The sequence below is a fragment of the Antarctobacter sp. genome, from assembly GCF_034670325.1.
In the GTDB taxonomy this organism is placed as follows: domain Bacteria; phylum Pseudomonadota; class Alphaproteobacteria; order Rhodobacterales; family Rhodobacteraceae; genus Antarctobacter.
This window is the reverse complement of the sequence record NZ_JAXMNR010000009.1, coordinates 59,126-85,271: the sequence shown is the minus strand read 5'-3', so window position 1 is coordinate 85,271 and position 26,146 is coordinate 59,126. Positions and strand designations below refer to the sequence as shown.

The window sequence follows — 26,146 nt, the reverse complement described above, 5'->3', positions numbered from 1 at the left end:
AGCGCGCCGGAGTGCGTTGGAAAACCGCTGAGGACGATGACCGCATTTGTGAGGCGTAACACGGCGACCTGCACCCGGACTACCGGGTACAATCTCCTGCATCGGTTGTTGGCGCCACCGGTTAGCTGGTGGCCAATCTAAGGTCAGATTTGGCCGGTCCCCAGTTGGCAACGCCGCAGCTCACTGTAGGGTCGAATTCACAACGCGGTCGTTGCAATTGTTTGTCCACCAGCGGCCGACCGATATGCAGCCTCAACCAACGTAAGTGTCTTGATGTTGTCGGCACCCGAGGTTTCCGGAGTGGTGCCATGCGTCAAGCAATCGACGAAGTGTTTTTGTATGATGTAGACGCTTTCCTGAATGTTGTGCCACGGGCGTTCCGCCCAGTCCAAAAGCGGCGGAGACACATCTCGGGTCTCTATCGATCCGTCCTTATGTATCTCAAGTTGGTAGCCCGCCTTCAGGTACAAAGACCCCTTGTCGCCATCTACTTCCAACAGCGTTTCGGGAAACGTTTCTGGCGTGCGCTGGGTGGCATAGGAACAATCGACGACGCTTGCCATGCCGCTGTCGTGCGATAGCAAGATGGTGGCGACATCCTCGCCCATGATGTTTGGATTGATACGGGTCATATGCGCGGCAACCCGCGTCACATCCCCCATCAGGGCCCGCACGACATCCAGAACGTGAATCCCCAGATCCTCGATGATGAACCGCTGTCCCTTGGCCAGATAAGGCTGACCCGCAAAGACATCATAACCTGACCGAAACGCCGCTCGGCAGAAGAAAGGCGTGCCGATTGCATTGTCACGTATGGCGTCGATGGCGGCGCGGATGGGGGACTGCCACCTGAAGTTCTCATGCACCATCAATGTTCTACCCGCCGCATCAGCGGCGTGAACCATAGCCCGCGCATCGTCCAGGTTTTCGGCAAAAGGCTTTTGGCAAATGACATTCACGCCTTTGCCAATCGCCAGCTCGACCAGTGCGCGATGGCTGGACACCGTTGTGATGATGTCGACGAAATCCAGATCTTCGCTGTCCAGCATCCTGGCCGCGTCAGAAAACAGTGCTTTGATGCCAAAGGCGTTGCCCATATTGGCAAGTCGGTCGGGGTCAGTGTCGCACAGAGCGACGATCTCGGCCCCTTCGACCATGTTCCAGCCGTTCAAATGGTTGCCAGCAAAAAAACCGGCCCCGATGATGCCCCCTCTCAACATGGCTTGCTCAGGTGATCCGCTCGATGCTGGCGGCGATTTCCTCAGGATCGAAGACACGCTTCCAGTCATCTTTCATCAAGACCGGCAGGCCGTTCTGGATGGCCTTGTAACAGGCATCAGAGAACACGCCTTCGACTTGGCCAAACGTAACGGCGGCAAGGATATTCATGTGGCCCAGCAAGAAGTCGCGGGCAGCCTCTTCCGGCACGCCTCGGGCGACCACTTCGTCCATCGCCTCTTTCATTACATAAAGCAGCGACGCGCAGACGGTTTCGGACAGTCCGGGTTCTAGAAGAGCCATCTGGTCGACGGTGACGCGGTGCGAGCGTACGACCGGGGCGTAGATCGCCTTGCCCACCTTTTCGCCAAGCGCATAGTGTTCATCCGGCCCCTGCATCAGCGCGTTGACGATGCCCTGTTTTGCGGCAATGCCCCCGAAGTGGTCATTGCGGCCCTCGGCTGTATCCTCGTCGTTGAAGATTGGCGGGTGGCAGGGGTGAGTGATGAAGTAGGTGACGTCTTCGCGTTTTGGCAAATGGCCCGCAAAAGGCCCGGCGGCGTCCAGACAGATGACGATTGCGCCCGGTTCAACCAGATCGATGATCGCATGTGACACAACCTTGATCGCTGTATCCGGCACCGCGAGAAGAACAACCTCAGCGCCTTTGAGCGCCTCTTCGGCGGGGACGCAGGTCTTGCCCAACGCATCCCTCAACCGGGCCTGCCCGGCTTCGGAAATCTCGACATGGGCGACGTCAAAGTCTGTATCAAGCAGGTTGCGGGCACTTCGCATGCCCATTTTTCCGCCCGCACCAAAGAGTGCAACCTTAGTCATGTGAATCTCCCCGCCAACTGGTATAATAAGCATATGATCACGACTCGGCGAGCACAATACCAGACTCACAGGTTCCCCGGAAAACCAGAGAACGTGACGAGCTTGCTTGGGCGAGTGTGGTATCGTCGCTTGAGAACGCGAGGTTTTTTGCGGTCTGAAACGACAGGTCAAAGGCCACGTTAGAGGGGCTTTGGTCAACATACGGACAAGGTATGTACGCCCCCTGTCCGCAGCAGCCCGTGAACCTGCCTTGACGCGCCGACACATCTGCGCGCCGTGACGAAAACGGCGCGCAGAGTTTTGCATGGAAACCGGCACGCAACCTGCGCGAAGCATTTTGGCGCTTCTATCTGTTTGCCCGGCTTTGGACCAACATGGTCGGATACGAGCGGCATCACGATCTACCTGACACACGCTTTCTTTGGAATCAGTTGGGCAAGGAAGTCGCGCCCTGACCTCGACTAAAGACCCGCTGTGATGCCCGCCCGTATCGCCTAACCGCGCGTCGCAACTTTGGTTTGATAGCTCTCCAGATCGCGGATCAGGTTCTGGCCGGAGGGCACATCCATCCGGCGACAGAATTCATCCCAGACGACACCAAAGGGCATGTCCTTGAACTCTTCGGTCACCACGAAACGGGTCGTGAAATCCAGCGCGGTTTCGGCGGCTCTCAACCGATCCAGCGGAAGCAACAAAGACCGCAAAAGCGCCTTTTGCATGTTTCGGGTGCCGATGACCCAGGCCGCCGTGCGGCTGATGGTGGCATCAAAGAAGTCCAACCCGATATGGGTGCGGCCCAACAGATCGCCGCTGACCAATTCATTGGCCATGGCCTGAATGTCGTCATTCAACAAGATCACATGATCGCTGTCCCAACGCATGGGCCGGGAGACATGCAGCAGGATCTCGTCCAGCGACAAGGCACAGGCAGACAGCTTGTCGGCGATGTTCTCGGTCGGGTGAAAATGCCCCATATCGAGGCACAGCAAAGTGCCCTTTCGGATTGCATACCCAAGATAGAATTCATGGCTGCCAACGGTGCAGGCCTCTACCCCGATGCCAAACAGCTTGCTCTCGACCGCGTCGCGCATCTGCGCCTTGTCTTGTTGCGGGGCCAGCATCTCATTCAAAGACGCCTCCAACCGGCTGCGCGCGGCCATGCGGTCAATCGGCGTGTCCTTGAATCCGTCCGGCACCCAGATGTTGTTGATGCAGGGGCTGCCCTGCGCTGCCCCCATCTGCGCCGCGATGTCCCGGCAGCGGCGTCCATGCTCAATCCAGAAGTCGCGGATACCTTTATCCGGATGAGCAAGGGTCAGGTTGTCGTCCGCTTTGGCGTGCGCAAAGAAGGTCGGATTGAAATCCAGCGCAACCCCGGTTTGTGCTGCCCAGTCCACCCAAGAGGCGAAATGGCGAAACTCGATCTCATCGCGGTCCGGTGTTTCGTCCGTATCCATATAGATGGCGTGCAGGTTCAGTCGGTGGCTGCCGGGAATGTTGGCATAGGCGAAGTCCAGATCGGCCCGCAGTTCGTCCGGGGTGCGCGCGCGCCCCGGATGGTTGCCCGTCGCCTGAATGCCGCCGCCGGATGTTCCGGTGGATGTCTCAAACCCCACAACGTCATCGCCCTGCCAGCAATGCATGGAAATCGGTATGGTCTTGAGGGCGTCAATCGCGGCCTCGGTATCAACACCCCAATCGGCGAACTGCGCCTTGGCGCTGTCATAAAGGTTCATGGTCTTTCTCCCTGCGGCGCGGTGGGAGCGCATCCCACCAGCCGCCCCTGTCTTAGCGCGTAAAGGCCTGCACGTTTCCGGCATCGACGTTGAGTATGTTGCCGGTCGACTTTGCGGATGTCTCGGCGGCAAAGAAGTAGGCCGCTTCGGCGATGTCCTCGGGCAGGACCGACCGTTTCAGCAAAGACCGCTTGCGGTACATCTCTTCCAGCCCGTCCTTGTCGGTGCCGTATGTTCCGGCGCGCTGCTCCAGCCATTCGCCTTCCCAGATTTTGGAGCCGCGCAAGACCGCGTCCGGGTTGACCACGTTCACCCGAATGCCCGCTTCGGCCCCTTCGAGCGCCAGACAACGCGCCAGATGGATTTCCGACGCCTTGGCCGTGCAATAGGCAGAGGCGTTCGGGCTGGCGGCAAGGCCGTTCTTGGAGGCCACAAAGACAATCGAGCCGCCCATTTCCTGCACGCGCATCACCTTGAACGCCTCGCGCGAGACAAGGAAATATCCCGTCGACAGGATGTCCATGTTCTTGTTCCACAGCGCCAGCGTGGTTTCCTCGACCGGGGCCGACGATGCGATACCGGCATTGGAGACAAGGATATCCACGCCGCCGAATTCGACCGCCATTTCGGCAAAGGCACCGGCAACGGCGCTTTCGTCGGTGACGTCCATCAAAACCGTGCGCACCACGTCCTTGCCGTGGCGCTTGGTCATCGCGTCCCGGGTCGCCTTCAGGCTGTCCTCGGCGATGTCGGCCAGCATCACGCAGGCCCCTTCGGCCAGATACCGTTCCGCCGTCGCCGCGCCGATGCCGCCCGCGCCGCCGGTGATCAGCGCTACCCGCCCTGCCAGCGATTTCGGTTTCGGCATCCGTTGCAGCTTGGCCTCTTCCAAGAGCCAGTACTCGATGTCGAACGCCTCTTGTTCCGGCAGGCCCGTGTATTCACTGACGGACGACGCCCCGCGCATCACGTTGATCGCGTTGACATAGAACTCGCCCGAAATGCGCGCCGTGGCCTTGTCCTTGGCAAAGGTGATCATGCCGACGCCGGGCACCAAGTAAACCACCGCATTGGGATCGCGCAGCGCCGGGGAATCGTCGTGTTTGCAGCGGTCGTAATAGGCCTTGTAGTCCTCGCGGTAGGCTTTGATCTGTGCGGGCAAACCTGCCAGCACCTCATCCAGATTGCCTTTCGCCGGATCGAAGCTCACCACTAGCGGGCGGATCTTGGTGCGCAGAAAATGGTCCGGGCAGGAGGTGCCCAGCGCGGCCAATGGCTCCATTCCCTTGGCATTGACGAATTCCAGCACCGCATCACTGTCGTTGAAATGGCCGACCATGTGCTGGTTCCCGGAAACAAATCCGCGAATGGCGGGCATTAGCCTTGCAGCAATTGCCCGGCGTTCGGCATCCGGCAGGCTATGGTGCATTGCGCCACCAAAGGCCGCAACGCCTTCGGTCTTTTCCGCCAGCCATTTGGTGGCGGTGTTGATCACTTCGATGGTCTTGTCATAGCAGGACTTTGCCGTGTCACCCCAGGTGAACAACCCGTGGCTTTCCAGTACGACACCGTCGGCATCGGGGTTTTCGACGCAGAATTTTTCAAGCCAAAGACCCAATTCGTACCCCGGTTTTTTCCACGGCAGCCAACCGATCTTGTCGCCAAACACCTCTTGGGTCAGATCCTTGGAATTCTTCGACGCCGCAATGGCGATGATGGCGTCGGCATGGACGTGGTCGACATGCGTGCGAGGCACATAGGCGTGCAATGGTGTGTCAATAGAGGCGGCCCGCGGGTTCAGCTTGTAGGTACAGTGGGGCAGATAGGCGACCATTTCGTCTTCGAATTCAACACCGCGGTACAGGCCCTTCAGTGCCTGCAGCTTGTCCATGTAAAGCGTCGAAAAACCGTCCATATTGATAGAGCCGATATCGCCGCCCGACCCCTTGACCCAAAGCACCTCGACCTGCTCGCCGGTTAGTGGATCGACCTCCATCACCTTGGCCGAGGTGTTGCCGCCACCGTAATTGGTCACCCGCTTGTCAGACCCCAGAATGTTGGAGCGATACAGCAGCAGCTCCGACTCGGTCATGTTCTGCGCTACGCTTTGGTCCCAGCGGTTCTCAAGAAGCTGATTTTCTTTGGTTTTCAACATGGCGTCCTCCCATTTGGCGCATGGCGCCCGCGATAGATTGTTGCCGGGAAATTGCGCCGGGTGCGGCGCAATGTCAATCTAAAACAATCACAATCAATCATGCTGCGCCGCGGAATGATTGATTGTGATCAAAATTGATTGACAGAGACCGCGAATCTGGCCAGTGTCATCGGCAAGGGAGGACCAAATGCACGAGAAAGAGCGCCACAGGATCATTCTGTCTGCCGTACAGGACAGGCCGGTCGTGACCGTGATTGACCTGTGCAATCTGACCGATGCGTCCGAGGCCACGATCCGTCGCGACATTGCATCGCTGGACGCCCAGAAAAAGTTGCGTCGAGTGCGAGGTGGCGCCGAGGCCATCAGCCCGCCGCAATTTGTGGGCCTTGCAGGGCGACCCTTTTCCGTCAGCGAAACCATGCACAGCCGCGAAAAACAGGCGATTGCCCGCGCGGCCGTCGATCTGTGTTCGGATGGCGATTCGATCATCATCAACGGCGGCACAACCACCTTTCAGATGGTGCATCCGCTGGCCTCTCGCCGGTGTCAGGTCTTTACCAACTCGTTCCCCATCGCCGAGCACCTGCTGAAGAATTCCAAGAACACGATCATGCTGTCAGGCGGTGTGATCTACCGCGAACAGAACATCATCCTGTCCCCGTTCGACAATGACGTGACACGCAACTTCTATGCCCGTCGCATGTTCATGGGCGCACAAGGGCTGGGGCCAATCGGTTTGATGGAGGCTGATCCACTCCTGATCCAGGCCGAACAAAAGCTGATCGGGCAAGCCGACGAACTGGTGGTTCTTGTCGACAGTTCGAAATTCGAAAACCGGTCAAGTCTGGTGCTTTGCCCACTGGACCGCATCGATACCGTGATCACCGACGAGGGGATCACGGACAAAGCCGCCGCCATGCTTGAGGCCGCGGACGTAACGCTGATCGTCGCCCAGTCCGGCGCGGTCCAGCAGGAGGGCGAGGCAGCCACATAGCTGACCTCTACACGAAACGTGATCTTAGGGAGGACACCATGATCCGTCGCAACTTTACCAAGCTTCTCGCCGGGGCAAGCCTTGCCGCCAGCCTTATGGGCACCAGCGCCATGGCGCAGGACAACATGCGCATCGCACTTGTGGTCAAGGCACTTGGCATCGGCTTCTTCGAGGCCGCTCACAAGGGCGCCGAAGAAGCCGCCGCAGAATTGGGCGGGGTCGAGATCATCTACACCGGCCCGACCGGGACCACTGCCGAAGAGCAGATCGAGGTCATCAACTCGCTGATCGCACAGCGAGTCGACGCCATCGCGGTGTCGTCCAATGACACCGACGCGCTGGTGCCGGTGCTGAAAAAGGCCATGCAGCGCGGCATCACCGTAATCTCATGGGACTCAGGCGTGGCTCCCGAAGGGCGTCAGATGCACCTCAACCCGTCGTCCAACCCGCTGATCGGCAACATGATCATCAAGCTGGCCGCCGACCACCTGCCTGACGGTGGCCAAGTGGCCTTGCTGTCGGCCACCACCACCTCGACCAACCAGAACATCTGGATTTCCGAGATGGAAAAGGTCATGGGCAACTACCCCGGCATCGAGGTCGTGACGACCGTCTATGGTGACGATCTGGCCGATAAATCCTACCGCGAGGCGCAGGGCCTTATGCAAAAGTACCCTGACCTTGACGCGATAATCGCGCCGACCAGCGTGGGTATCGTGGCCGCCGCGCAGGCCGTCGTGGACGCCGGCAAAGTGGGGCAGGTCAACGTGACCGGACTGGGGCTGCCCTCTGAAATGGCGGGCGCTATCGACAGCGGCGCGTCCAAATCCTTTGCCATCTGGAACCCGATCGACCTGGGGTACTCGGCGACAATGATCGCCCATGCCCTTGCCACCGATGCGGCCAAGGCCGAACCGGGTGCCGAGATCTCGATGGGCCGCATGGGCTCCGTCACGCTGGACGAAAACAACGAGGGCGCGATGGCAGATCCCTTTGTCTACGACAGCTCGAACATCGACGACTTCAAATCGATCTTCTGATCGTCTGATCCGATGTCCTTCGGCCCCGGCGCGTTGGCGCGCCGGGGCCCCAAAAACAGATTGCCGACATGCTCATGCAAACCCAGACAGATGCCGCCCCCCGGACGGCCCCCATTCTTGCACTCGACGGGATCACCAAGACCTTTCCCGGGGTCAAGGCGCTCGACGGTGTGTCGCTGCGGCTCTACCCCGGTCAGGTCACGGCGCTGGTCGGTGAGAATGGCGCAGGCAAGTCCACGGTGGTCAAGACGCTGACAGGTATCTACCAACCTGACGGCGGTGACATCCTGCTGGACGGCGTGGCCACCCAATTTGCAAACTCGCAGGACGCCGCAAAGGCGGGCATCACCGCAATCCATCAGGAAACCGTTCTGTTCGACGAACTCACTGTCGCCGAGAACATCTTTCTCGGCCATGCCCCGCGCAGCAAATTCGGTCTGATCGACTGGAAGACGATGCAGCGGCGCGCCTTGGAAATCCTCAACAGCATCGGGGCTGAGATCGACCCGGGGCATCGTTTGCGTGATCTGGGCATTGCCAACAAACATCTGGTCGCAATTGCCCGCGCCCTGTCCATCGACGCCCGTGTGGTGATTATGGACGAACCCACCGCAGCCTTATCCCACAAGGAGATTCAGGAACTCTACGAATTGGTGGAGACGCTGAAGGCACAAGGCAAAGCGATCCTGTTCATCAGCCACAAGTTCGATGAGATCTTCCGCATTGCCGACCGCTATACCGTCTTCCGCGACGGTCAGTTCGTCGGCGACGGGCTGATTTCCGACGTAACGGAGGCCGAACTGGTCAAGATGATGGTGGGCCGCGATGTCTCTCAGGTCTTCCCGCATCGTGAGAGCCATATCGGCGACGAGGTTCTTCAGGTTGTGGGCTACGACCACCCGACAGAATTTGCCGACATCGGCTTTACCCTGCGCCGGGGTGAGATCCTTGGTTTTTATGGATTGGTCGGCGCAGGCCGGTCCGAGTTCATGCAAGCCCTGTTCGGCATCACCAAACCGTCGAAAGGCGTGACCAAGATCGACGGAGATATCCGCATCATCCGGTCCCCGGCCGACGCCATCACCTACGGGATTGTCTACGTCCCCGAGGATCGCGGCAAACAAGGGGCGATCACCGCGCTGCCAATCTTTCAGAACGTTACCTTGCCGTCTTTGGGCCGCACCTCTCGCAACGGGTTCCTGCGCATGGCGGAGGAATTCAGCCTTGCGCGTGAATACACCCGTCGGCTCGATCTGCGCGCCGCCTCACTGGACACAGAGGTTGGCAACCTGTCCGGCGGCAACCAGCAAAAGGTGGTGATTGCCAAATGGCTGGCGACCCAGCCCAAGGTGATCATCCTTGATGAACCGACCAAGGGCATCGACATCGGATCAAAGGCGGCGGTGCACGAATTCATGGCCGAACTGGCCGCACAGGGACTGGCCGTGATCATGGTCAGTTCGGAAATCCCTGAGATCCTTGGCATGTCCGATCGGGTGATCGTCATGCGCGAAGGCCGCATTGCCGCCGAACTGGCAGGCGACGACCTGACCCCCGAAACCCTTGTCCGTCACGCGGCCGGCATCTGAGGACCCGTCATGCTCCATCGCATTATTACTTCGCGCGAAACCCTGCTGCTCGGTGCGATTGCCGTGTTGCTGGCCCTGATCGCCACACGCTTTCCGGCGTTTGTCGCGCCGTCGAATCTGGCGGATGTGTTCAACGACACCTCGCCGCTGATCCTGCTGGCCATCGGGCAGATGGTGGTGATCCTGACCAAGTGTATCGACCTGTCTGTTGCCGCCAATCTGGCCCTGACCGGCATGGTCGTTTCCATGATCAACGTCGCCTTTCCCGGCCTGCCGGTAGCGGTGATCCTGCTTGTCGCCATCGCACTGGGAACCGTCATGGGAATGGCCAACGGCGTCCTCGTGTGGAAGCTGGGCATTCCGCCCATTGTGGTGACGCTTGGCACCATGACCATCTTTCGCGGTATCATCTTTCTGATTTCAGACGGAAAATGGGTCAACAGCCATGAGATGAGCCCGGCGTTCAAGGCGTTTCCGCGGGCCGAGCTTTTGGGCCTGCCAATCCTCAGCTGGACTGCGATCCTTGCCGTAATCGTCCTGTCCGTTGTCATGTCACGCACATCTCTGGGCCGCGCGGCCTATGCGGTGGGCGGCAATCCCCACGCCGCGACCTATACCGGCATCAACGTAGGCCGCACCCAGTTCTGGGCTTTCACCATCTCTGGGGCGCTGGCCGGGCTGACCGGGTATCTTTGGGTATCGCGCTACGCGGTGGCCTACGTGGACATCGCCAGCGGGTTCGAACTGGACGTTGTGGCGGCTTGCGTGATCGGCGGCATTTCCATCGCCGGTGGCATTGGCACTGTCGGCGGCGCGCTGTTGGGCGCGCTGTTCCTTGGCGTGATCAAGAATGCCCTGCCGGTCATCAATGTCTCACCGTTCTGGCAACTGGCCATCTCGGGCGCGGCGATCATCATTGCCGTCGCAGTCAACGCCCGCGCCTCACAGACCAAGGGCCGGATCATCCTCAAGTCAGCGGAGCACGCGGTATGACCGATACAACCCGTTTCATCCCCGACCGGCTGCAATCGCCGTTTCAGAAGCGCCTGAAAAGCTGGGAATCGCTGCTGCTGGTGGTGGCCATTGCCATCTTTGTCGCCAATAGCTTTGCGTCGCCCTACTTCCTGAACGCCTGGAACCTCAGCGACGCGACCTTCAACTTTACCGAAAAGGCGATGATTGCCTTTGCCATGGCGCTGCTGATCATCTCGGGTGAGATTGACCTGTCGGTTGCGGCGATCATCGCGCTGGCCTCGACCGCAATGGGCGCGGCTGTTGAGGCCGGGGCGGGCACACCTGTGCTGGTCGTTGTCGGGCTTGGCACCGGGCTGATCTGCGGCGCGTTCAACGGCGTGTTGGTTACCCGAATGGGATTGCCCTCGATCGTGGTCACCATCGGCACGATGAGCCTGTTTCGCGGGATCAGCTACATCGTGCTGGGCGATCAGGTCTACAAAGGCTATCCGACAGACTTTGCCTTTTTTGGTCAGGGCTACGTGTTCTGGGTGATCTCTTTCGAACTGGTGCTGTTTGCCATCCTTGCGGTGATCTACGGCATCCTTCTGCACAAAACCAATTTTGGCCGCGCAGTCTACGCCATTGGTAACAACCCGACGGGGGCATTGTTCTCGGGCATCCGGGTGGCACGCGTCAAATTCATCCTGTTCCTGCTGACCGGGCTGATGGCCGGTGTTGCGGCGGTCTGTCTTACCTCCCGGCTGGGCTCTACCCGCCCCTCCATCGCGTTCGGCTGGGAACTGGAGGTGGTGACAATGGTCGTCCTCGGTGGCGTCAACATCCTTGGCGGGTCTGGCAGCATTCCGGGCGTGGTGATCGCGGCCTTTGTCATGGGGCTGGTGACATTTGGTCTGGGGCTGCTGAACGTGCCGGGCATCGTGATGTCCATCGTCATCGGTGCACTTTTGATCGGGGTCATCGCCCTGCCGCGGCTCTGGTCCATGTGGAAGGCACGATGATGGAAAAACACGCCTTCAAGATGCGGCTGACCCCGGGCTGCGAGGCCGAGTACCGCAAGCGCCACGATGAGATCTGGCCGGAACTGGTAAGCCTTCTGAAAGAGGCTGGTGTTTCTGATTACTCGATCCACCTCGACCGGGACACCGATACCCTGTTCGGTGTCCTCTGGCGGAAAGAGGACCACGGGATGGATGCCCTCCCCACAACTAAAATCATGCGGAAATGGTGGGCACATATGGCGGACATCATGGAAACCCACCCCAACAATGAACCCGTCGTGACGGAGCTTGTCTGCGTCTTTCATATGCCATGAAGACGGGTCATGTCGCCGTCATCGACATCGGCAAGACCAATGCCAAGCTGGCGCTGGTCGATCTTGCCGACCTGTCGGAAATCGCCGTTATCACCCGGCCCAACACGGTGCGACCCGGCCCACCCTATCCGCATTTCGACACCGAAGGGCATTGGGCATTCCTGTTGGAAGGGTTGCAGAAATTCCATGCGCAGCAGGGTATCGAAGCGATTTCGATCACCACCCACGGTGCCTGCGCCGCGTTGCTGGATCGTGCTGGAACGCTGGCGGCGCCCATTCTGGACTATGAGCACACCGGCCCCGACGAGACTGCCGCCGATTATGACGCGATCCGTCCGCCCTTCTCTGAGACGGGGTCACCAAGATTGCGCTTGGGGCTGAATATCGGCGCGCAGTTATTCTGGCAGTTTGCGACCCATCCCGGGCTGGCGGAACGCACGCATCAGATCGTGACCTATCCGCAATACTGGGGACACCGCCTGACCGGAATCGGGGCAACCGATGTGACCTCCTTGGGCTGTCACACCGACCTTTGGAACCCGCATCGCCGCTGTTTTTCGTCGCTTGTGGATGCGCTTGGCATCCGCAACCAGATCGCGCCGGCCAAGAAATCCAGCGACATTCTGGGACCGGTGCTGCCGGAAGTCGCCGCGCTGACCGGGCTGCCCCCGGAGACACCAGTCTATTGCGGCATCCACGATTCCAACGCGTCGCTGCTGCCGCATATCCTTGCCAACAAACAACCGTTCAGCGTGGTATCGACCGGAACATGGGTTGTTGCGATGACCGTCGGCGGCAAGGATGTCACGCTTGATCCGGAGCAGGACGTGCTGATCAACGTCAACGCGCTTGGCGACCCGGTCCCCTCTGCCCGCTTCATGGGCGGGCGTGAACACGATCTGGCGACGTTGGGGCCTTACCCGGAACCGGACGACGCCGCGCTGGCCGTCATCTTGGCGGAACAACGTATGATTCTGCCCGGATTTGCCCCGGAGACCGGCCCCTTTCGCGGTCAAAAGGCTCAATGGATCGGTGCCCAGCCTGCGCCCGGCACCGCTTTGCGTGGCGCGGAAGTTGCGCTCTACCTTGCGCTTGTCGTCGCGCGGTGCCTGCAAAACACGGGCCATCAGGGCTCCATCATCGTTGAGGGGCCCTTTGCCGCCAACCCTATTTTCTTGCGCATGTTGGCGGTCGCGACACAGTCGACGGTTGTGGCGTCGAAGGGCCAGACCGGGACAAGCCAAGGTGCCGCGATTGTCGCCTGCCAAGAGGCCCAATTCGCTACTGAAGGTGACACCATTTCACCAACCAAAGAGCGACACTTGGCCGAAATGCGCGCCTATGCCGAGGCATGGACCCAGTTCGCAGGCGATCTGGCGCTTTGAGTTCCGACCGCCGCAGGTCACCGTGGGCTTGGCCAAATGGCGCGGCGCAACTCTGACCTACGGCCAGTTCGGGGGGCAGCGATCCCGCGCCTCGGGCGGCACTCCGTCAACATGTGCGGCGACTGGCTCTGATCCGCTGCGCGGGCGCACGTTGGAGACGTGGCCAAGCAGCCAACCGGCAAACAGCGTCAGCACGCAGGCCGCAAGCATCGGAGCCAGCGCCGCGCTCCATGCCCCTCCGGCATGGGACACGGCAAAGGCGACAAGCGGCGCTCCAATGAATTGCGCGATGGCCGATCCCTGCAGCAGCATGCCATTGCCCGCGCCGACCAGCGCCACCCGCGGCGCGACCCTAGGCACCATATTGAACAGGGCCGGAGGGATCAGGCCACCGGCCAGCGAAAACAGGCAGGCCAAACCAATGCGCGCACCGTCCGGCAGCACGGACAGCAAGATCCCCACCGAACAAAGCCCCATGACCGCCGTGCCGAGATAAATCTGAGACCGGGCCGAGGCACCGCGCCGCAAGCACCAGCCGCCAATCAGGCATCCTGCCGCATTCAGGAACACCACCGAAGCGGTTGCAAACGAGGCTTGGGCCAGTCCAAGACCAAGGCTCTCTGTCAGAAATGTCGGCAGCCAGACCATCAGCGTCATCCACTGAAAGACGTAGGCCAGAAAGGTCAGCGCGATCACCAGAAAGCCCGTTGTCGACAACCCCGCGAGGGCGAGTTTGACCGGGTTGATCCGCACGACGCGGGGCAACTCTACCTGCGCCAATGCCCAGAGCACGCCCAATGCGACCACCGGGCAGGCGGCGACAATGATCCACCATGTGCCACGCCATCCCAGCGATCCAAGCATGACCGGCGCTGCGAACATGGCAATCGACATGCCAAGCGGCGTGTAGACGCTCCAGAGCCCAAGCACGAGTGACTTGTCACGCTCGCTGGCCGCCGCAGAGATCGCAGAGGGCAAGGCCACGCAGACGGAAATAAAGCCGAGCCCCTCAAAGGCGCGACTGACAAGCATCAGCCCAAGCCCGTCAGACAGGGCCGCAATCGCGCCTCCAAGCGCCAATGACGCGAACCCGCAAATCACCAACCGCTTGCGCCCCAACCGATCGGCCATGCCGCCCAGGAACACCGACAGGGTCATCCCCAGCAGGCTGAACATCGACAGCACATAGCCTGCCTCGATCAGGCTGAACCCAAGCTCCTCGCGGATAGGCACAAGCGCCGGTGGCAGCTTGCCGATATGCAGCGCTCCGAATATTCCCGCCAACAGCATCAGGGCCACTGCTGGCCAGTTTGTCTTGTTCGGGGAGGTCAAATTATGCGCCCTCGCTCTGGCTGACGACCGCCGGAGAGTGTCCGACCAGACCGCGCCCCGGACAGAGCGCGGACTCTCTGAATGTTCGCGCGAAACAGGTCGCACAGATGTCTGGGTCAAGGAAGGGGGCAAACTCGGCGATTGCGTGCTTCTTGGACGGAGGGATTTGTTTTTGGTGAGGCACTTCATACCCTTGAACCGGGCAGGTTTCGAGATCGTCCGGGGCGCATTTGTTTGAATATGCGCGCCACAAGGCCCTCAAGAGCGCCAATCGTGGCATGGCCTGCCTCTTCACCGCCAGGAGCCAAGCTTTTCCCTGTGGCCAGCGCAATCAGACATTTTGGCCATGCTAAATGGGCATGCAGTCCCGTCACGAAACTTTGCGCGCGTGTCGCAGGCGGATTTTTTCGGGCTACTCACGCCTAGCTTTGCCAAAGGGGCTTTGAAAGCCGACCTCAATCTGGTGCTCCGGCGCTGGACAGGCGATTTGTGTTCGCTTGTCGTGGTCGACGATGAGGACCGGCCGCGTCGTGTTGAATATTTGCGATGCGGATCGGGGACAGGTGCTGCCCCCTGCCCCACTGTGGATTTTGGTAGCGCACCGTATGGGTTTTCATGCCTCTGGCGCAGGTCCGTGGTGACCGGGCCCGCGCCAAAAGAGCTGACGTGGAGGTTACCTCATTCGACGATCTCGAAATTGTGCAGGTGCCTTTCCGAGATGGAGATTCCCAGCCCCGGCTTATCGTCATCCAGTTGCAGATACCCGTCGCGCGCTTCCGGGTCACCGTCGAAGATGTAGTAGAACAACTCGTTGCCCACCTCGACGTCGAAGACCGGAAAGTATTCGGAAATCGGGCAGTTGGTGTTGGCCATGGTCAAGTGATAGTTGTGAACCTGACCAGCGTGCGGGATCACCGGGATCTGGGCGGCCTCGGCAATCGCGTTGATCTTTTGCGCGGCAGTGATGCCACCCACCCGGTTGGTGTCGTATTGCAGGACGCTCACCGCCTTCTTCTCGATCAGGTCCTTACACCCGATGACAGAGAACTCATGCTCGCCGCCAGAGATCGGAACGATGCCCATGGCGTTCAGTTCGGCATAGCCCGCCACATCGTCAGCGATCACCGGCTCTTCGAGCCAGCGAGGCTCGTATTTCGCCAGTTTGGGCAGCATTCGCTTGGCATAATCGTGGTTCCAGCCCATGTAACATTCCAGCATCAGGTCGCGGTCATAGCCAATCACCTCGCGCAGGGCCTCGACCCGTTTGAGGTTTTCGCGCATGCCCGCCATGCCGTCCTTTGGACCATAGCCAAAGCGGGACTTGTAGGCCGTGTAACCGTGCTTCATCGCCTCTTCCGCCTCGGCCTGCATCTGCTCGACAGGTCCCGCGTAAAGCTTGGAGTAATAAACCGGGATCTTTTCCTTGGTGCGCCCGCCCAGCAGCTTGAACACAGGTTTTCCGACCAGCTTGCCCATCAGGTCCCAGATGGCGATGTCGATGGCGGAAATCGCCGTCATGCCAATGCCCTTGCGGCCCCATGCATGGGTGCGGCGGTACATCTTTTCCCAGATATACGCATAGTCGAAGGGGTCTTCGCCCACCACCAGCGGCGCGTACCAATCGTCGATGGCTTTCTTGACGACGCTCGGGGCCAGCGCGGCATTGCCGATCCCCACCGTGCCGTCCTCGGTCTCGATCTCGCAGGTCAGCCATTGGTGAAACCGGAACGACGCCATGGCGTCGCCCCGCATCCAAAGCGCGTCTGACGCGTTGGTGCAAAAGTTGCCGGTGGGCGGAACGGTGGGTCCGGTCCAGTTCCACACGCGGGTGCGAACGGATTTGATCTTGGTCATGACGTTGATCCCTTTCAGGCGGCCGCGCGGTGTGTGCGGGCCATGCGGACGAGCAGGTTGAAGGCTTGCAGCGTTGCGCCGACGTTGGCGCTGTTCTGTCCGGCGATGTCAAAGGCGGTGCCATGCGCCGGTGTCGCCACCGGGATCGGCAGGCCGCCGGCAATGGTCACGCCGCGTTCAAAGCCCAGAAGCTTGACCGCGATTTGCCCTTGGTCATGGTACATCGTGACAACCGCGTCGACCTCGCCGCGTTTGGCCTTCAGGAACACGGTGTCCGAGGGCCAGGGGCCGGTGACGTGCTTTTGCCTGGCCTGTGCCGCCGCGATCACCGGCTGGAGAATGTCGATCTCTTCCCGACCGTATTTGCCGTTGTCGCCCGCGTGTGGATTCAGCGCGGCAACGGCAATGTGGGGGCGCGCGTTGCCCGCGCTGGTCAGGGCCGCTTCGGCAAGGCCGATGGCCTTTTCGACGGCCTCGCGGGTGATCCGCGCCGCGACATCTTTCAACCCGATATGGCTGGTGACCCGCGTCGTCATCAGATCATCCAGAACGTTGATTTCGCTGTGATAACCGGTGAAGCCGATGTAGCGCGCGATATAGCGGTGCTCGTCCTCGGCGTTCAGCCCTGCGCTGGTCAACGCGGCCTTGTTGAACGGACCGAAAAGCACGCCATCGACCATCCCGGCCATTGCCAGATCCAGCGCCTTGTCGAGGCAACGCAAGCTGCTGGTGCCGCCCGCCACGGTGACCTCGGCAACCCGGACATCTTTGGGGGCAATGGTTTGCATCGGCAACCACGACAGACCCGCTTGCCCTCCGACGTCGCTCTCGGCGATGGGGGTCAGGTCGACCGGCAGACCGGCCTGTTCGGCGCCTTGCTGCCAGATGTGTTCGTCGCCAATCAGCAGGATGTCCGCAGCGTCGTGCACGCCGTCCTCGTTCAGCAGCTTGGCGATCAGTTCGGGTCCGATCCCCGAAGGGTCGCCCGGAATGACGGCGATGCGGGGCTTGTCAGGTGTCATTGGATGATCTCCGTCAGGGCCAGCGAGACCTGAGGCACATAGGTCACCAGCAAGAGGATAAAGGCGAGGACGCCGATAAACGGCAGGTTGGCGCGCGATGTCTCCCAGATGCCGGACTTGGCAATCGAGCAGGAGGTGATCAGCACCGAGGCCACGGGCGGCGTCTGCTGGCCGATGGCAAGGTTGAGCGTGACCATGATGCCAAAGTGAATCGGATCGATCCCGACCGCGTTCACCAGCGGCATCACCACCGGCACCACCAGAATGATCGCCGCAGCACCATGCAGGAACATGCCCAGCACCAACAGCAGCAGGTTCAGGAGGGCCAGAACGATCAGCGGATTGGTCGTGATCTGGGTGATTTGCGCGGCCAACTGTTGCGGCACCTGGGCCTGCGTCAGGAAAAGCCCCAGCGATGCCGAGGTCGCGACCAGCAACATGACGACGCCGGTCTGGTTGACGCCGTCCAACATGGTCTGGCGCAGGCGGCGCAGGTCAAGGTCGCGGTAGATGACCAGCCCGATCACCAGCGCCGCCAGCACCGCGAGGCCCGCGCCTTCGGTCGCGGTGACGATGCCTGAAAAGATGCCGCCAAGGATGATGACCGGCATCGTCAGCGCCCAGAACGCCTCTTTGAAGCTTTTCCAGACGTGGCAGAGGTCAAACCCCTCGGCGCGGGGCAGGTCATAGCGGATCGCCAGCAGGTAGGTCACCAGCATCAACAACCCACCGCCCAGAACCCCCGGAACCACACCGGCGACAAACAGCTTCAGCACCGAAGTTTCGGCAATGGCCCCGTACAGGATCATCGGGATCGAGGGCGGAATGATGATGGCCAGCGAGGCTGAGGAAGAAGTGATCGCCGCCGCCAGCGTCCGCGAGTAGCCGCGTTTCTTCATTTCCGGGATAAGCACCGTCCCGGTGGCGGCGACATCAGCCACCGCAGAGCCAGAAATCTCGGCAAAGACCATCGAGACGCCGATATTGACCATCCCCAGACCGCCGCGCACAAAGCCGATCAGGGCGGTCACGAAGTTGATCAACCGCACAGATATGCCGGAGGTGTTCATCAGATTCCCGGCAAGGATGAACAGCGGGATCGCAATCAGCGGAAATGAGGTCGCGCCGGAATAAAGCGCGATGACCATGTCATAGAAACGGTCGCTTCCAGAGGTCAGGTAAAAGCCCCCGACCGAGACGATGCCGATGGCAATCGCGATGGGCACGTTGATCATGATCAGCAGGATCAGCGCGACAGTGGTGAAAAGCAGGATCACGGGCGGGTCCCTTTGCGGTCAAACGCCTCGGCCTCTTTTTCGGCTTCGGCGATGGCATGTTCGATTTCGGCATGTTCGCGATCGACGCCGTCGGCGGCATCGCGGATGGCGCGGGGCATGGTCAATAGCGTGCCCAGGGTCATCAGAACGGCGGAGATCGGGATTATCGATTGCACGATATCCAGCGTCATCCAGCGCAAGCTGAGCAGCGAGTCGTAGGCGGCAACCCTCAGCACGGCGTTGCCGTACCAGGCGACCAACACAAAGTAGCCGATGACAAGCAATTCGGTGAACACAGAGAGCGCAACCGCGAAACGCCGGGGAAGCGCAGACACCAGTCCGGCAAAGCCCATGTGCGACCGCGTGAAAACCGCGTAGCTGGCGCCAAAGTAGGTGAGCCAGGCAAGCAGCACGCTGGCAATTTCGTCGTACCAAGAGGGCGACGCGCCGAGATAGCGCATTGTGGTAGAATAGACCACGGACACGGCCAGCACCACGAGCAGGGCAAGACAGATCGTCTCGATCAGGCGCAGCAGTAGCTTCTCGGTCAAGGCAATCATGGAATGTCCTTCCAATGGCGTCCAGCCGGGTCCCCCGGCCGGACGTTTGGCGTGGTTTTACTTGGCCAGAGACTGGGCTTTTGCGACCAGATCGGCACCACCCGGCACCTGATCGGCAAAGGCGGCATAGATCGGCGCGGAGGCCGCCACAAAGGCAGCCTTGTCGGCGGTGTTGACCTCGACACCTGCGGCCTTGACCTTGTCGACCAGTTCGCTGTCGGCCTTTTCGCCTTCGGCCAGCGACCAGTCCTGCACCTCGGCGGCAACCATCACGACGGCGGATTTGACCTCATCGGGCAGATCAGCCCAGGTTCCCGCGCCCGTGGTCAGGTAGGTCGGCGAATAAACGTGGCCCGACAGGCTGAGGTACTTTTGAACTTCCTGAAAATTGGCGCCGGTGATGTTGGTCAGGGGATTTTCCTGTCCGTCCATCGTGCCGGTTTGCAGCGCGACGAAGACTTCGGAAAACGCCATCGGCGTCGGGTTCGCGCCCCACTGCTTGAACATAGACAGCCGCCACTCAGAGGACGGCGTGCGGATCTTGAGGCCGTCCAGATCCTCGGGTTTATTGATCGGACGGACGTTATTGGTGATCTGGCGGAAACCGTTTTCCCATGTCGAGATCACATGCAGCCCCTGCGCTTCGGCCTTGGGTGCGAGCTCTGCCTGAACGATCTCAGCGTCGATGGCCTTGAGATGCGCGCGGTCCTGCACAAGGAACGGCATGTCGAAGAGCGCGAATTCCGGCGAAACGTTGGTCATGATAGAGGAAATCAGTGTGAACTGGACGGTCCCCAACCGCAGCTTCTGCATCAGTTCCTTTTCGTCGCCAAGCTGCGCGTCGGCGTAGAACACCACCTCATGAGCGTCGCCAAGCTGTGCCTGTAGCTTTTCTGCAAACTGCGCGGCGCTGCGGCCCTGAAGGCTGTTGGACGCGGCACCGACGGCCACGATGTAGCTATCGGCCAGAGCCGGCACGGCACCCAGCGACAAGGCGCAGATCGTCAGTCCGGCGGCAAGTCCGGTACGAAGGGTTTTCATGGGATGGTCTCCTCTCTCCACGGAATGCGATCTGCATTTCCGCTCCATGTATTTTGTATACATGATGAAAGTATGGACACGCAATGCGTCTGTCGCTATTTTGCGGCAACGCCGGCTTGGCCCAATAAAATAACATCAGGACAAAGGGTTGGACATGGGATCGTCCATCGCCATTACGAACCGCTCGCTGCACGATCAGGTTGCCAGCCGCATCCGCGACCTCATAATCGAGGGCAGGCTAGAACCAGGAAGTCGAATCGACGAGGCCCATCTGATCGAGGAGCTGGGTGTGTCCCGCACTCCGTTCCGCGAGGCGTTGCGCACGCTTGCCGCCGAGGGGCTGGTGATCGTGCGCCCCTCCAAGGGCAGCATCGTACGCAAGCTGACGCACAAGGACGTGTTCTCGATGCTTGAGGTTCTGCGAAATCTCGAACGCCTTGCTGGCGAACTCTCCTGCGAAAGGGCCAGTGATGAAGAGATCGCGGCACTGGTCGACCTGCATAACCGCATGATGGATTGTTACCGCCTGCGCGACCGGATGCCGTATTACAAGCTGAACCAGGAGTTCCATTCCCGTCTGGCCGAGTTGTCGAAGAACGAGACACTACAAGAGATGCAGGCGAACATTCAGGCCCGTCTCAAACGCATCCGCTATATCGGCAATGAAAAGCCTGAATTCTGGGCGGGCGCGGTAGCCGACCACGAGGAAATGGTACTGGCGTTGAAAGACCGGGACGCGATCCGACTTGGCAATGCCATGGCGCATCACCTGAAAAACACATGGGACCGTGTCAAGGATAGCATATGAGCGGCGTTCGTAACTATCGCGCGAAAACCGTTATGTTGGCCTCTCCGGAGGGTCGGACAGGCAAACCTAAGGCGCAAGCGCCAAGTCTAACTTGGCCTCGCCCTGCGCCGCGCGAGCCATGACGCCCACATGCCAAGATGCCCGCGTATTGGCATGTTCTGGCCATATCGTCCTTGGAAACCAGAAGACCTCAATCCGTTGCTGGCGTCACTGTACGATCTGTGGGGATGGCTTATGTCGGACGAGGCGCGGGCGCTCTTTGCACGTTTCATCCTGACTGACCGCGCCTCACATGGGTGCGCCCCGACCAACCTCCGCCTTGCTCTTGATGAGATTTTCTAAAGTGCGCTGACAGTCGCTCCAAGGCGTGACCTATCCGATGGGTTCGGAAAATGGTCAAGTTCCCACCGGTCGTTCCGACGCTGGACGCTGGTTGTTGTGGGACGACATTATGGACGCCGCGAACCAATGCGGTGTGTTTTCCGACGCCCTGAAAGTGATCGGCAGCACCATGTTCCGCGTTCATCAACCACTGCCCAGTCGGGCCGTGGAAATGCAAACCATGAGCCGCTGGCAATGCATAAGTTTTTTGCATCCGACCTTTCCTTATATAGATTTGATTTATGACGGAGGCGCTGTCATCGTGATCGGGCCGGCCAGTCACTGCGCAGGCCAAAAAACCTGCGCCGGGAAACGCGCAGAGATACCATCGGGAGGACTACATGAAACGAACATCGTTCGGCGCAACCGCCGCCGCGGTCATTGTGGCCATTGCCGCTCAGGGTGCATTTGCCGCTGATTTCTCAGGCAAGACCATTGAATACACGATCCCCTTTTCGGAATCCGGCGGCTCCGCGAAATGGGCCAACTTCTTTGCCCCGCTTTTGTCCGATGCCCTGCCCGGCAAGCCGACCGTGGTGGTGCGCTACCGCCCCGGCGCCGGCTCTACCGAAGGCGCGAACTGGTTTCAGGGCCAGCAGGATGAGGGCGACGGGCTGACCATCTTCGGCGACTCCGGTTCGACCAAATTCCCCTACCTGCTGGGTGATCCGCGCGTGCGCTACGAATATCACGACTGGCAACCGGTTCTGGCCTCCGCGACCGGCGGCGTTGTTTACCTGCCCCCCGATCTGGCCGCCAAGTTCGACGGCGACATGGATGATCTCGGCGACGAAGTCTATCTGTACGGCAGTCAGGGCGCCACAACGCTCGACCTCGTGCCGTTGCTGGCGTTCCGGATGCTTGGTCTGGATGTCGATCCGGTCTTTGGCGTCGAAGGTCGCGGCGACGGTCGCCTGATGTTCGAACGTGGCGAAGCCAACATCGACTACCAGACATCATCTGCCTACCTTGCCAACGTGCAGCCGCTGGTGGACGACGGGCTTGCCGTGCCTATCTTTAGCTGGGGCGCGCTGGACGACGCGGGCAATATCGTGCGCGATCCGACCTTCCCCGACATGCCGTCGTTCAAGGAGGTTTGCGAAGCGACCGCCGCATGCGAAACCGAAGGCGTTGCATGGGACGCGATCAAGGCGTTCATCATCGCGGGTTTTGCCAACCAAAAGACCATCTTCTTGCCGTCGTCCGCGTCGCAGGATGTCGTCGACACCTACACCGAGGCGCTGCGCTCGATCGTGACCGCAGAGGGGTTCAAGGATGCCGCAGCCGAAGTGCTTGGCGTCTACCCGCAGCTTGTGGCAGGCGGTGCCATCGAGGCAACCGAGCAGGCGACCTCCATTTCGCCAGAAGCCAAGAAATATGTGCTCGACTGGCTGGTGGACGCTTACGGCATCTCCATGAACTGAACCGTTCTGACCTGATCTGATCGCCCGCCCGGAGTCCCCTCCGGGCGGGTCCATGTTCATTCAAGCCTGCGGAGCCCGCCGTGGAAACAATCATGGAAGCCTTGCCATACATGGGGCAGGCCTTTGCGCTAATCTTCCAACCCGAGCAGTTGTTCTACCTCGTCTGTGGCGTGTTGCTGGGCCTTTCGGTCGGCGTGCTGCCGGGCCTTGGCGGAATCGCAGGTCTCGCCCTGTTGTTGCCGTTCATGTACGGTATGGAGCCGGTCGCGGGCCTTGCGCTGATGATTGGACTGATTGCCGTGATCCCGACGTCGGACACGTTTTCGTCCGTGCTGCTGGGCATTCCCGGGTCTTCCGCCAGTCAGGCCACGGTACTTGACGGCTTTCCGTTGGCCAAAAAGGGTCATGCGGCGCGCGCTTTGTCCGCAGCCTTTACCTCATCGCTGTTCGGCGGTTTGTTTGGCGCACTCATCCTGTCGTTCTTCATTCTCATTGCCCGCCCGCTGATCCTTGCTTTCGGTCTGCCCGAAATGCTGATGATCACGATCCTTGGGCTGTCGATGGTCGCGATCCTTGCTGGCCGTGTCCCGCTCAAGGGGGTCGTCGCTGCGGGGGCGGGTATCCTGTTCGGCACCATCGGGGCAGCCCCTGCGGGCGGCAGCCTGCGCCTGTCCACCTACGATCTGCCCTATCTCGTCGATGGTTTTCAGTTGGTGATCGTCGGTCTTGGCATCTACGCCGTCCCCGAAATCGTCTCATTGCTGCGGCAAGACAAAGCCATCGCCGAAGGCGGTAAGCTGGGCGATGGCTGGGGTCAGGGCGTGCGCGACTGGTGGCAGAACAAATGGCTGTCCCTGCGCTGCGCGGTGATCGGCGTGCTTGTCGGCGTCATTCCCGGCCTTGGCGGGTCGGTGGTGGACTGGCTGGCCTATGGCTCTGCCGTGCAGACGGCCAAGGACCGCAGCCAGTTCGGACAGGGCGACATCCGCGGCGTCATCGCGCCGGAATCCTCGAACAACGCCAAAGAGGGCGGCGGTCTGGTCCCCACCCTGATCTTCGGCATTCCCGGTTCTGGCTCGATGGCAATTTTCCTAGGTGGTCTGGCGCTGTTGAACATGACGCCCGGACCGCAAATGGTGCGCAACAACCTCGACATCACCTACACGATCGTGTGGTCCTTGGCGCTTGCCAATGTGTTCGGCGCGGGCCTGTGTATCCTGCTGTCAAAGTACATCGCCAAGATGACAACGATCCGGTTTACCGTCATCGCCCCCTACCTGTTCATGATCATCGCATTCGCCGCGTTCCAGTCGCGTCAGTCGGCGCTTGATCTTGCCGCGTTGGTGTTCATCGGGATCATCGGCATCATGCTGCGCCGGTTCGACTTTTCCCGGCCCGCGTTCCTGATCGGCTTTGTGCTGTCCAACCAGACGGAAATCTTCGTCAATCAGGCCTATCAGATCGCCGCCGCGCGGTTCCGCCGGTCGGCCGAGTTGGGGTGGGATTACATCCTGTCGCCGATCACCATCGGGCTGTTGCTCTTGACCATCGTTTCCGTCATCGTCGGGATCCGGGCGTCCAAGAACATCCGCGAGAACATCGATGCCCCCACCGGAACCAAGACCGCGCCCGCCATCTTCCTTGGCCTGCTTGTGGCTTTTGCCGCGATCTCTTCCCTTGATGCGTGGGGTGTCTCGCGGTTTCAGGACAAGGTCTTTCCTCTGACCATCGGCATCGTGACGCTGATCGGCGGGGCCTTCCTGTTGCTACGGATGTCTCGCACTCCGGCCAGCGACGATGTCTTTATCGATCTCGAACAGGGTGTCGAAGGCGAAGCCCCGCATGGGTTGTGGTCAACGCTTGCCTGGTTCATCGCCCTTGTCGCAATGACCTTTGCGGTGGGTCTGTTTCTGGCGCTGACAGCGTTCCTGATCGCGTTTTTCCGCATCCGCGGGCGGTTCGACTGGCCACGAACAATATTTGCCTCGGCTCTCGGGCTGGCCTTTATCTGCGGCCTGGCCTGGGTGCTTGGGCGCGACCTGCCGCCGGGCTATTTGCAAACGCTTATCGATCTTCCCTGGCCCCTGACGTAAGGCGCATAGCATGACTCAAACTGCAATTCGCTACCATTTTCTGCGCGGCGGCACGTCTCGCGGGCCCTATTTCCAGCGCTCTGATTTGCCGCAGGATGAGGCAACCTTGTCTCAGGTTCTCATGGCGGTGTGCGGCGCGGGCCATCCGCTCAACATCGACGGGATCGGCGGCGGCAACGCCGTGACCACCAAGGTGGCCATGCTGTCGCCGTCCGAGCGTGACGACTGTGACGTCGACTATTTCTTTGCTCAGGTCGCGGTGGAAAAGCGCGAAGTAGATTACCGCCCGACCTGCGGCAACATCCTTGTGGGTGTGGGTCCTGCCGCCATAGAAATGGGGCTGGTGCCTGCGCTGGACGGGGAAACAACCGTCAAGATCCACGCCGTCAACACCGGTGCCGTGGTCGAGGCGGTGATCCAGACACCGGGCGGCAAGGTGGCCTATGAGGGCGATTTCGAAATCGCGGGTGTCCCCGGCACCGCCGCCCCGATCCGTCTCGGCTTTATGGAGACGGTCGGGTCGGTGACCGGCGCGCTACTGCCCACGGGCAACCTGATCGACGTGATCGACGGCGTCGAGGTGACCTGCATGGACGTGGCCATGCCGGTGATGATGGCGCGCGCGGCGGACTTTGGCCTGACGGGATACGAAACACAGGCCGAACTCGATGAGAACCGGGCCTTTTTTGAGCGGGTCGAGCCAATACGGCTGGAGGCAGGCAAGCGGATGGGGCTTGGCGATGTGACAAAGTCCGTCACACCCAAGATCACGCTGCTGGCCAAACCGCGTTTTGGCGGGACGGTGACGGCGCGCTATTTCATGCCATGGTCGGCGCATCCGTCGATGGCTGTCACCGGCGCACAATGTATCGCCACCTGTGCCATCCTGCCCGGCACGGTGGCCGACGGCTTGACCGAAGGGCTGGGTGCCCTGCCCACACCCGTCACCGTCGGGATCGAACATCCCTCTGGCACCTTCGAGGTTGTCGTCGACCACGAACCTGCCGGCGCGGGCATCGCGATCCGTTCGGCGGGCGTGGTGCGCACCGCACGGCTGCTGGCGCGAGGTGAGGTGCTTGTACCCGCCCGCGTCTGGACTCGCTGAACAGG

At 60.6% G+C, this 26,146-nt stretch carries 21 protein-coding genes; 11 read left to right on the top strand and 10 right to left on the bottom strand.

Features of this window, described 5'->3' with window-relative positions:
* Positions 1-197 precede the first annotated feature (197 nt).
* From VOI21_RS20330 to VOI21_RS20315, 4 genes are all read right to left on the bottom strand, one after another.
* A complete protein-coding gene (locus VOI21_RS20330; protein ID WP_323771789.1) occupies positions 198-1,220 on the bottom strand; it encodes a Gfo/Idh/MocA family oxidoreductase in 1,023 nt (340 codons plus the stop codon).
* 7 nt (positions 1,221-1,227) lie between these two features.
* Positions 1,228-2,055, bottom strand: a complete 828-nt coding sequence (locus VOI21_RS20325; protein ID WP_323771788.1) for a phosphogluconate dehydrogenase C-terminal domain-containing protein — start codon at positions 2,053-2,055, stop codon at positions 1,228-1,230.
* Positions 2,056-2,549: 494 nt separating this feature from the next.
* Positions 2,550-3,791: an L-rhamnose isomerase gene (locus tag VOI21_RS20320; protein WP_323771787.1), complete on the bottom strand. Its 1,242-nt coding sequence runs from the start codon at positions 3,789-3,791 to the stop codon at positions 2,550-2,552.
* Between the two features lie 52 nt (positions 3,792-3,843).
* A complete protein-coding gene (locus tag VOI21_RS20315) occupies positions 3,844-5,946 on the bottom strand; it encodes a bifunctional rhamnulose-1-phosphate aldolase/short-chain dehydrogenase (RefSeq protein ID WP_323771786.1) in 2,103 nt (700 codons plus the stop codon).
* A 187-nt stretch (positions 5,947-6,133) separates the two neighbouring features.
* Between VOI21_RS20315 and VOI21_RS20310 the strand changes: the two genes are divergently transcribed.
* The 7 genes from VOI21_RS20310 to VOI21_RS20280 all read left to right on the top strand — a co-directional run bounded on the left by VOI21_RS20310 (position 6,134) and on the right by VOI21_RS20280 (position 13,244).
* A complete protein-coding gene (locus VOI21_RS20310; RefSeq protein ID WP_323771785.1) occupies positions 6,134-6,940 on the top strand; it encodes a DeoR/GlpR family DNA-binding transcription regulator in 807 nt (268 codons plus the stop codon).
* Positions 6,941-6,978: 38 nt separating this feature from the next.
* Positions 6,979-7,980 (top strand): rhamnose ABC transporter substrate-binding protein, encoded by a 1,002-nt coding sequence (gene rhaS, locus VOI21_RS20305; protein ID WP_323771784.1) that lies wholly within the window; start codon positions 6,979-6,981, stop codon positions 7,978-7,980.
* A gap of 68 nt (positions 7,981-8,048) precedes the next feature.
* Positions 8,049-9,569 carry a sugar ABC transporter ATP-binding protein gene (locus VOI21_RS20300; protein ID WP_323771783.1) on the top strand — a complete coding sequence of 507 codons (1,521 nt, stop codon included), beginning with the start codon at positions 8,049-8,051 and terminating at the stop codon, positions 9,567-9,569.
* A gap of 9 nt (positions 9,570-9,578) precedes the next feature.
* Positions 9,579-10,562 (top strand): ABC transporter permease, encoded by a 984-nt coding sequence (locus tag VOI21_RS20295; protein WP_323771782.1) that lies wholly within the window; start codon positions 9,579-9,581, stop codon positions 10,560-10,562.
* Entirely contained in the window at positions 10,559-11,545 is a 987-nt protein-coding gene (locus VOI21_RS20290) for an ABC transporter permease (protein ID WP_323771781.1), read from the top strand. Before VOI21_RS20295 ends, VOI21_RS20290 begins: the two co-directional genes overlap by 4 nt.
* Positions 11,545-11,859, top strand: a complete 315-nt coding sequence (gene rhaM, locus VOI21_RS20285; RefSeq protein WP_323771853.1) for an L-rhamnose mutarotase — start codon at positions 11,545-11,547, stop codon at positions 11,857-11,859. The genes VOI21_RS20290 and rhaM overlap by 1 nt, the downstream gene beginning before the upstream one ends.
* Positions 11,856-13,244, top strand: coding sequence for an FGGY-family carbohydrate kinase (locus VOI21_RS20280; protein WP_323771780.1), 1,389 nt, complete (start codon positions 11,856-11,858; stop codon positions 13,242-13,244). Before rhaM ends, VOI21_RS20280 begins: the two co-directional genes overlap by 4 nt.
* A 57-nt stretch (positions 13,245-13,301) precedes the next feature.
* Here VOI21_RS20280 and VOI21_RS20275 read toward each other — a convergent pair whose 3' ends face one another.
* The 6 genes from VOI21_RS20275 to VOI21_RS20250 form a co-directional block, all read right to left on the bottom strand.
* Positions 13,302-14,576, bottom strand: a complete 1,275-nt coding sequence (locus tag VOI21_RS20275) for a CynX/NimT family MFS transporter (protein WP_323771779.1) — start codon at positions 14,574-14,576, stop codon at positions 13,302-13,304.
* Between the two features lie 678 nt (positions 14,577-15,254).
* On the bottom strand, positions 15,255-16,430 hold the full coding sequence (locus tag VOI21_RS20270) for an L-rhamnonate dehydratase (RefSeq protein ID WP_323771778.1): 1,176 nt from the start codon (positions 16,428-16,430) through the stop codon (positions 15,255-15,257).
* A gap of 14 nt (positions 16,431-16,444) precedes the next feature.
* Positions 16,445-17,452, bottom strand: a complete 1,008-nt coding sequence (locus VOI21_RS20265; protein WP_323771777.1) for a 4-hydroxythreonine-4-phosphate dehydrogenase PdxA — start codon at positions 17,450-17,452, stop codon at positions 16,445-16,447.
* Positions 17,449-18,729 carry a TRAP transporter large permease gene (locus VOI21_RS20260; protein WP_323771776.1) on the bottom strand — a complete coding sequence of 427 codons (1,281 nt, stop codon included), beginning with the start codon at positions 18,727-18,729 and terminating at the stop codon, positions 17,449-17,451. The genes VOI21_RS20265 and VOI21_RS20260 overlap by 4 nt, the downstream gene beginning before the upstream one ends.
* Positions 18,726-19,289 (bottom strand): TRAP transporter small permease, encoded by a 564-nt coding sequence (locus VOI21_RS20255; protein WP_323771775.1) that lies wholly within the window; start codon positions 19,287-19,289, stop codon positions 18,726-18,728. The genes VOI21_RS20260 and VOI21_RS20255 overlap by 4 nt, the downstream gene beginning before the upstream one ends.
* Before the next feature lie 57 nt (positions 19,290-19,346).
* Positions 19,347-20,330 carry a TRAP transporter substrate-binding protein gene (locus VOI21_RS20250; protein WP_323771774.1) on the bottom strand — a complete coding sequence of 328 codons (984 nt, stop codon included), beginning with the start codon at positions 20,328-20,330 and terminating at the stop codon, positions 19,347-19,349.
* A 154-nt stretch (positions 20,331-20,484) separates the two neighbouring features.
* On the opposite strand from VOI21_RS20250, the gene VOI21_RS20245 reads away from it, so the two are divergent.
* From VOI21_RS20245 to VOI21_RS20230, 4 genes are all read left to right on the top strand, one after another.
* A complete protein-coding gene (locus VOI21_RS20245) occupies positions 20,485-21,138 on the top strand; it encodes a GntR family transcriptional regulator (protein WP_323771773.1) in 654 nt (217 codons plus the stop codon).
* Between the two features lie 722 nt (positions 21,139-21,860).
* Positions 21,861-22,943 carry a tricarboxylate transporter gene (locus VOI21_RS20240; protein WP_323771772.1) on the top strand — a complete coding sequence of 361 codons (1,083 nt, stop codon included), beginning with the start codon at positions 21,861-21,863 and terminating at the stop codon, positions 22,941-22,943.
* Between the two features lie 92 nt (positions 22,944-23,035).
* Positions 23,036-25,036 (top strand): tripartite tricarboxylate transporter permease, encoded by a 2,001-nt coding sequence (locus tag VOI21_RS20235; protein ID WP_323771771.1) that lies wholly within the window; start codon positions 23,036-23,038, stop codon positions 25,034-25,036.
* 10 nt (positions 25,037-25,046) lie between these two features.
* On the top strand, positions 25,047-26,141 hold the full coding sequence (locus tag VOI21_RS20230) for a 4-oxalomesaconate tautomerase (RefSeq protein ID WP_323771770.1): 1,095 nt from the start codon (positions 25,047-25,049) through the stop codon (positions 26,139-26,141).
* The last annotated feature ends 5 nt before the right edge of the window (positions 26,142-26,146 follow it).

Bases quoted from the DNA above. Each gene is read 5' to 3' on its own strand.
- VOI21_RS20330 (WP_323771789.1), bottom strand. From the start codon at position 1,220: ATGTTGAGAGGGGGCATCATCGGGGCCGGTTTTTTTGCTGGCAACCAT.
- VOI21_RS20325 (WP_323771788.1), bottom strand. From the start codon at position 2,055: ATGACTAAGGTTGCACTCTTTGGTGCGGGCGGAAAAATGGGCATGCGA.
- VOI21_RS20320 (WP_323771787.1), bottom strand. From the start codon at position 3,791: ATGAACCTTTATGACAGCGCCAAGGCGCAGTTCGCCGATTGGGGTGTT.
- VOI21_RS20315 (WP_323771786.1), bottom strand. From the start codon at position 5,946: ATGTTGAAAACCAAAGAAAATCAGCTTCTTGAGAACCGCTGGGACCAA.
- VOI21_RS20310 (WP_323771785.1), top strand. From the start codon at position 6,134: ATGCACGAGAAAGAGCGCCACAGGATCATTCTGTCTGCCGTACAGGAC.
- rhaS (WP_323771784.1), top strand. From the start codon at position 6,979: ATGATCCGTCGCAACTTTACCAAGCTTCTCGCCGGGGCAAGCCTTGCC.
- VOI21_RS20300 (WP_323771783.1), top strand. From the start codon at position 8,049: ATGCTCATGCAAACCCAGACAGATGCCGCCCCCCGGACGGCCCCCATT.
- VOI21_RS20295 (WP_323771782.1), top strand. From the start codon at position 9,579: ATGCTCCATCGCATTATTACTTCGCGCGAAACCCTGCTGCTCGGTGCG.
- VOI21_RS20290 (WP_323771781.1), top strand. From the start codon at position 10,559: ATGACCGATACAACCCGTTTCATCCCCGACCGGCTGCAATCGCCGTTT.
- rhaM (WP_323771853.1), top strand. From the start codon at position 11,545: ATGGAAAAACACGCCTTCAAGATGCGGCTGACCCCGGGCTGCGAGGCC.
- VOI21_RS20280 (WP_323771780.1), top strand. From the start codon at position 11,856: ATGAAGACGGGTCATGTCGCCGTCATCGACATCGGCAAGACCAATGCC.
- VOI21_RS20270 (WP_323771778.1), bottom strand. From the start codon at position 16,430: ATGACCAAGATCAAATCCGTTCGCACCCGCGTGTGGAACTGGACCGGA.
- VOI21_RS20265 (WP_323771777.1), bottom strand. From the start codon at position 17,452: ATGACACCTGACAAGCCCCGCATCGCCGTCATTCCGGGCGACCCTTCG.
- VOI21_RS20255 (WP_323771775.1), bottom strand. From the start codon at position 19,289: ATGATTGCCTTGACCGAGAAGCTACTGCTGCGCCTGATCGAGACGATC.
- VOI21_RS20250 (WP_323771774.1), bottom strand. From the start codon at position 20,330: ATGAAAACCCTTCGTACCGGACTTGCCGCCGGACTGACGATCTGCGCC.
- VOI21_RS20245 (WP_323771773.1), top strand. From the start codon at position 20,485: ATGGGATCGTCCATCGCCATTACGAACCGCTCGCTGCACGATCAGGTT.
- VOI21_RS20240 (WP_323771772.1), top strand. From the start codon at position 21,861: ATGAAACGAACATCGTTCGGCGCAACCGCCGCCGCGGTCATTGTGGCC.
- VOI21_RS20235 (WP_323771771.1), top strand. From the start codon at position 23,036: ATGGAAGCCTTGCCATACATGGGGCAGGCCTTTGCGCTAATCTTCCAA.
- VOI21_RS20230 (WP_323771770.1), top strand. From the start codon at position 25,047: ATGACTCAAACTGCAATTCGCTACCATTTTCTGCGCGGCGGCACGTCT.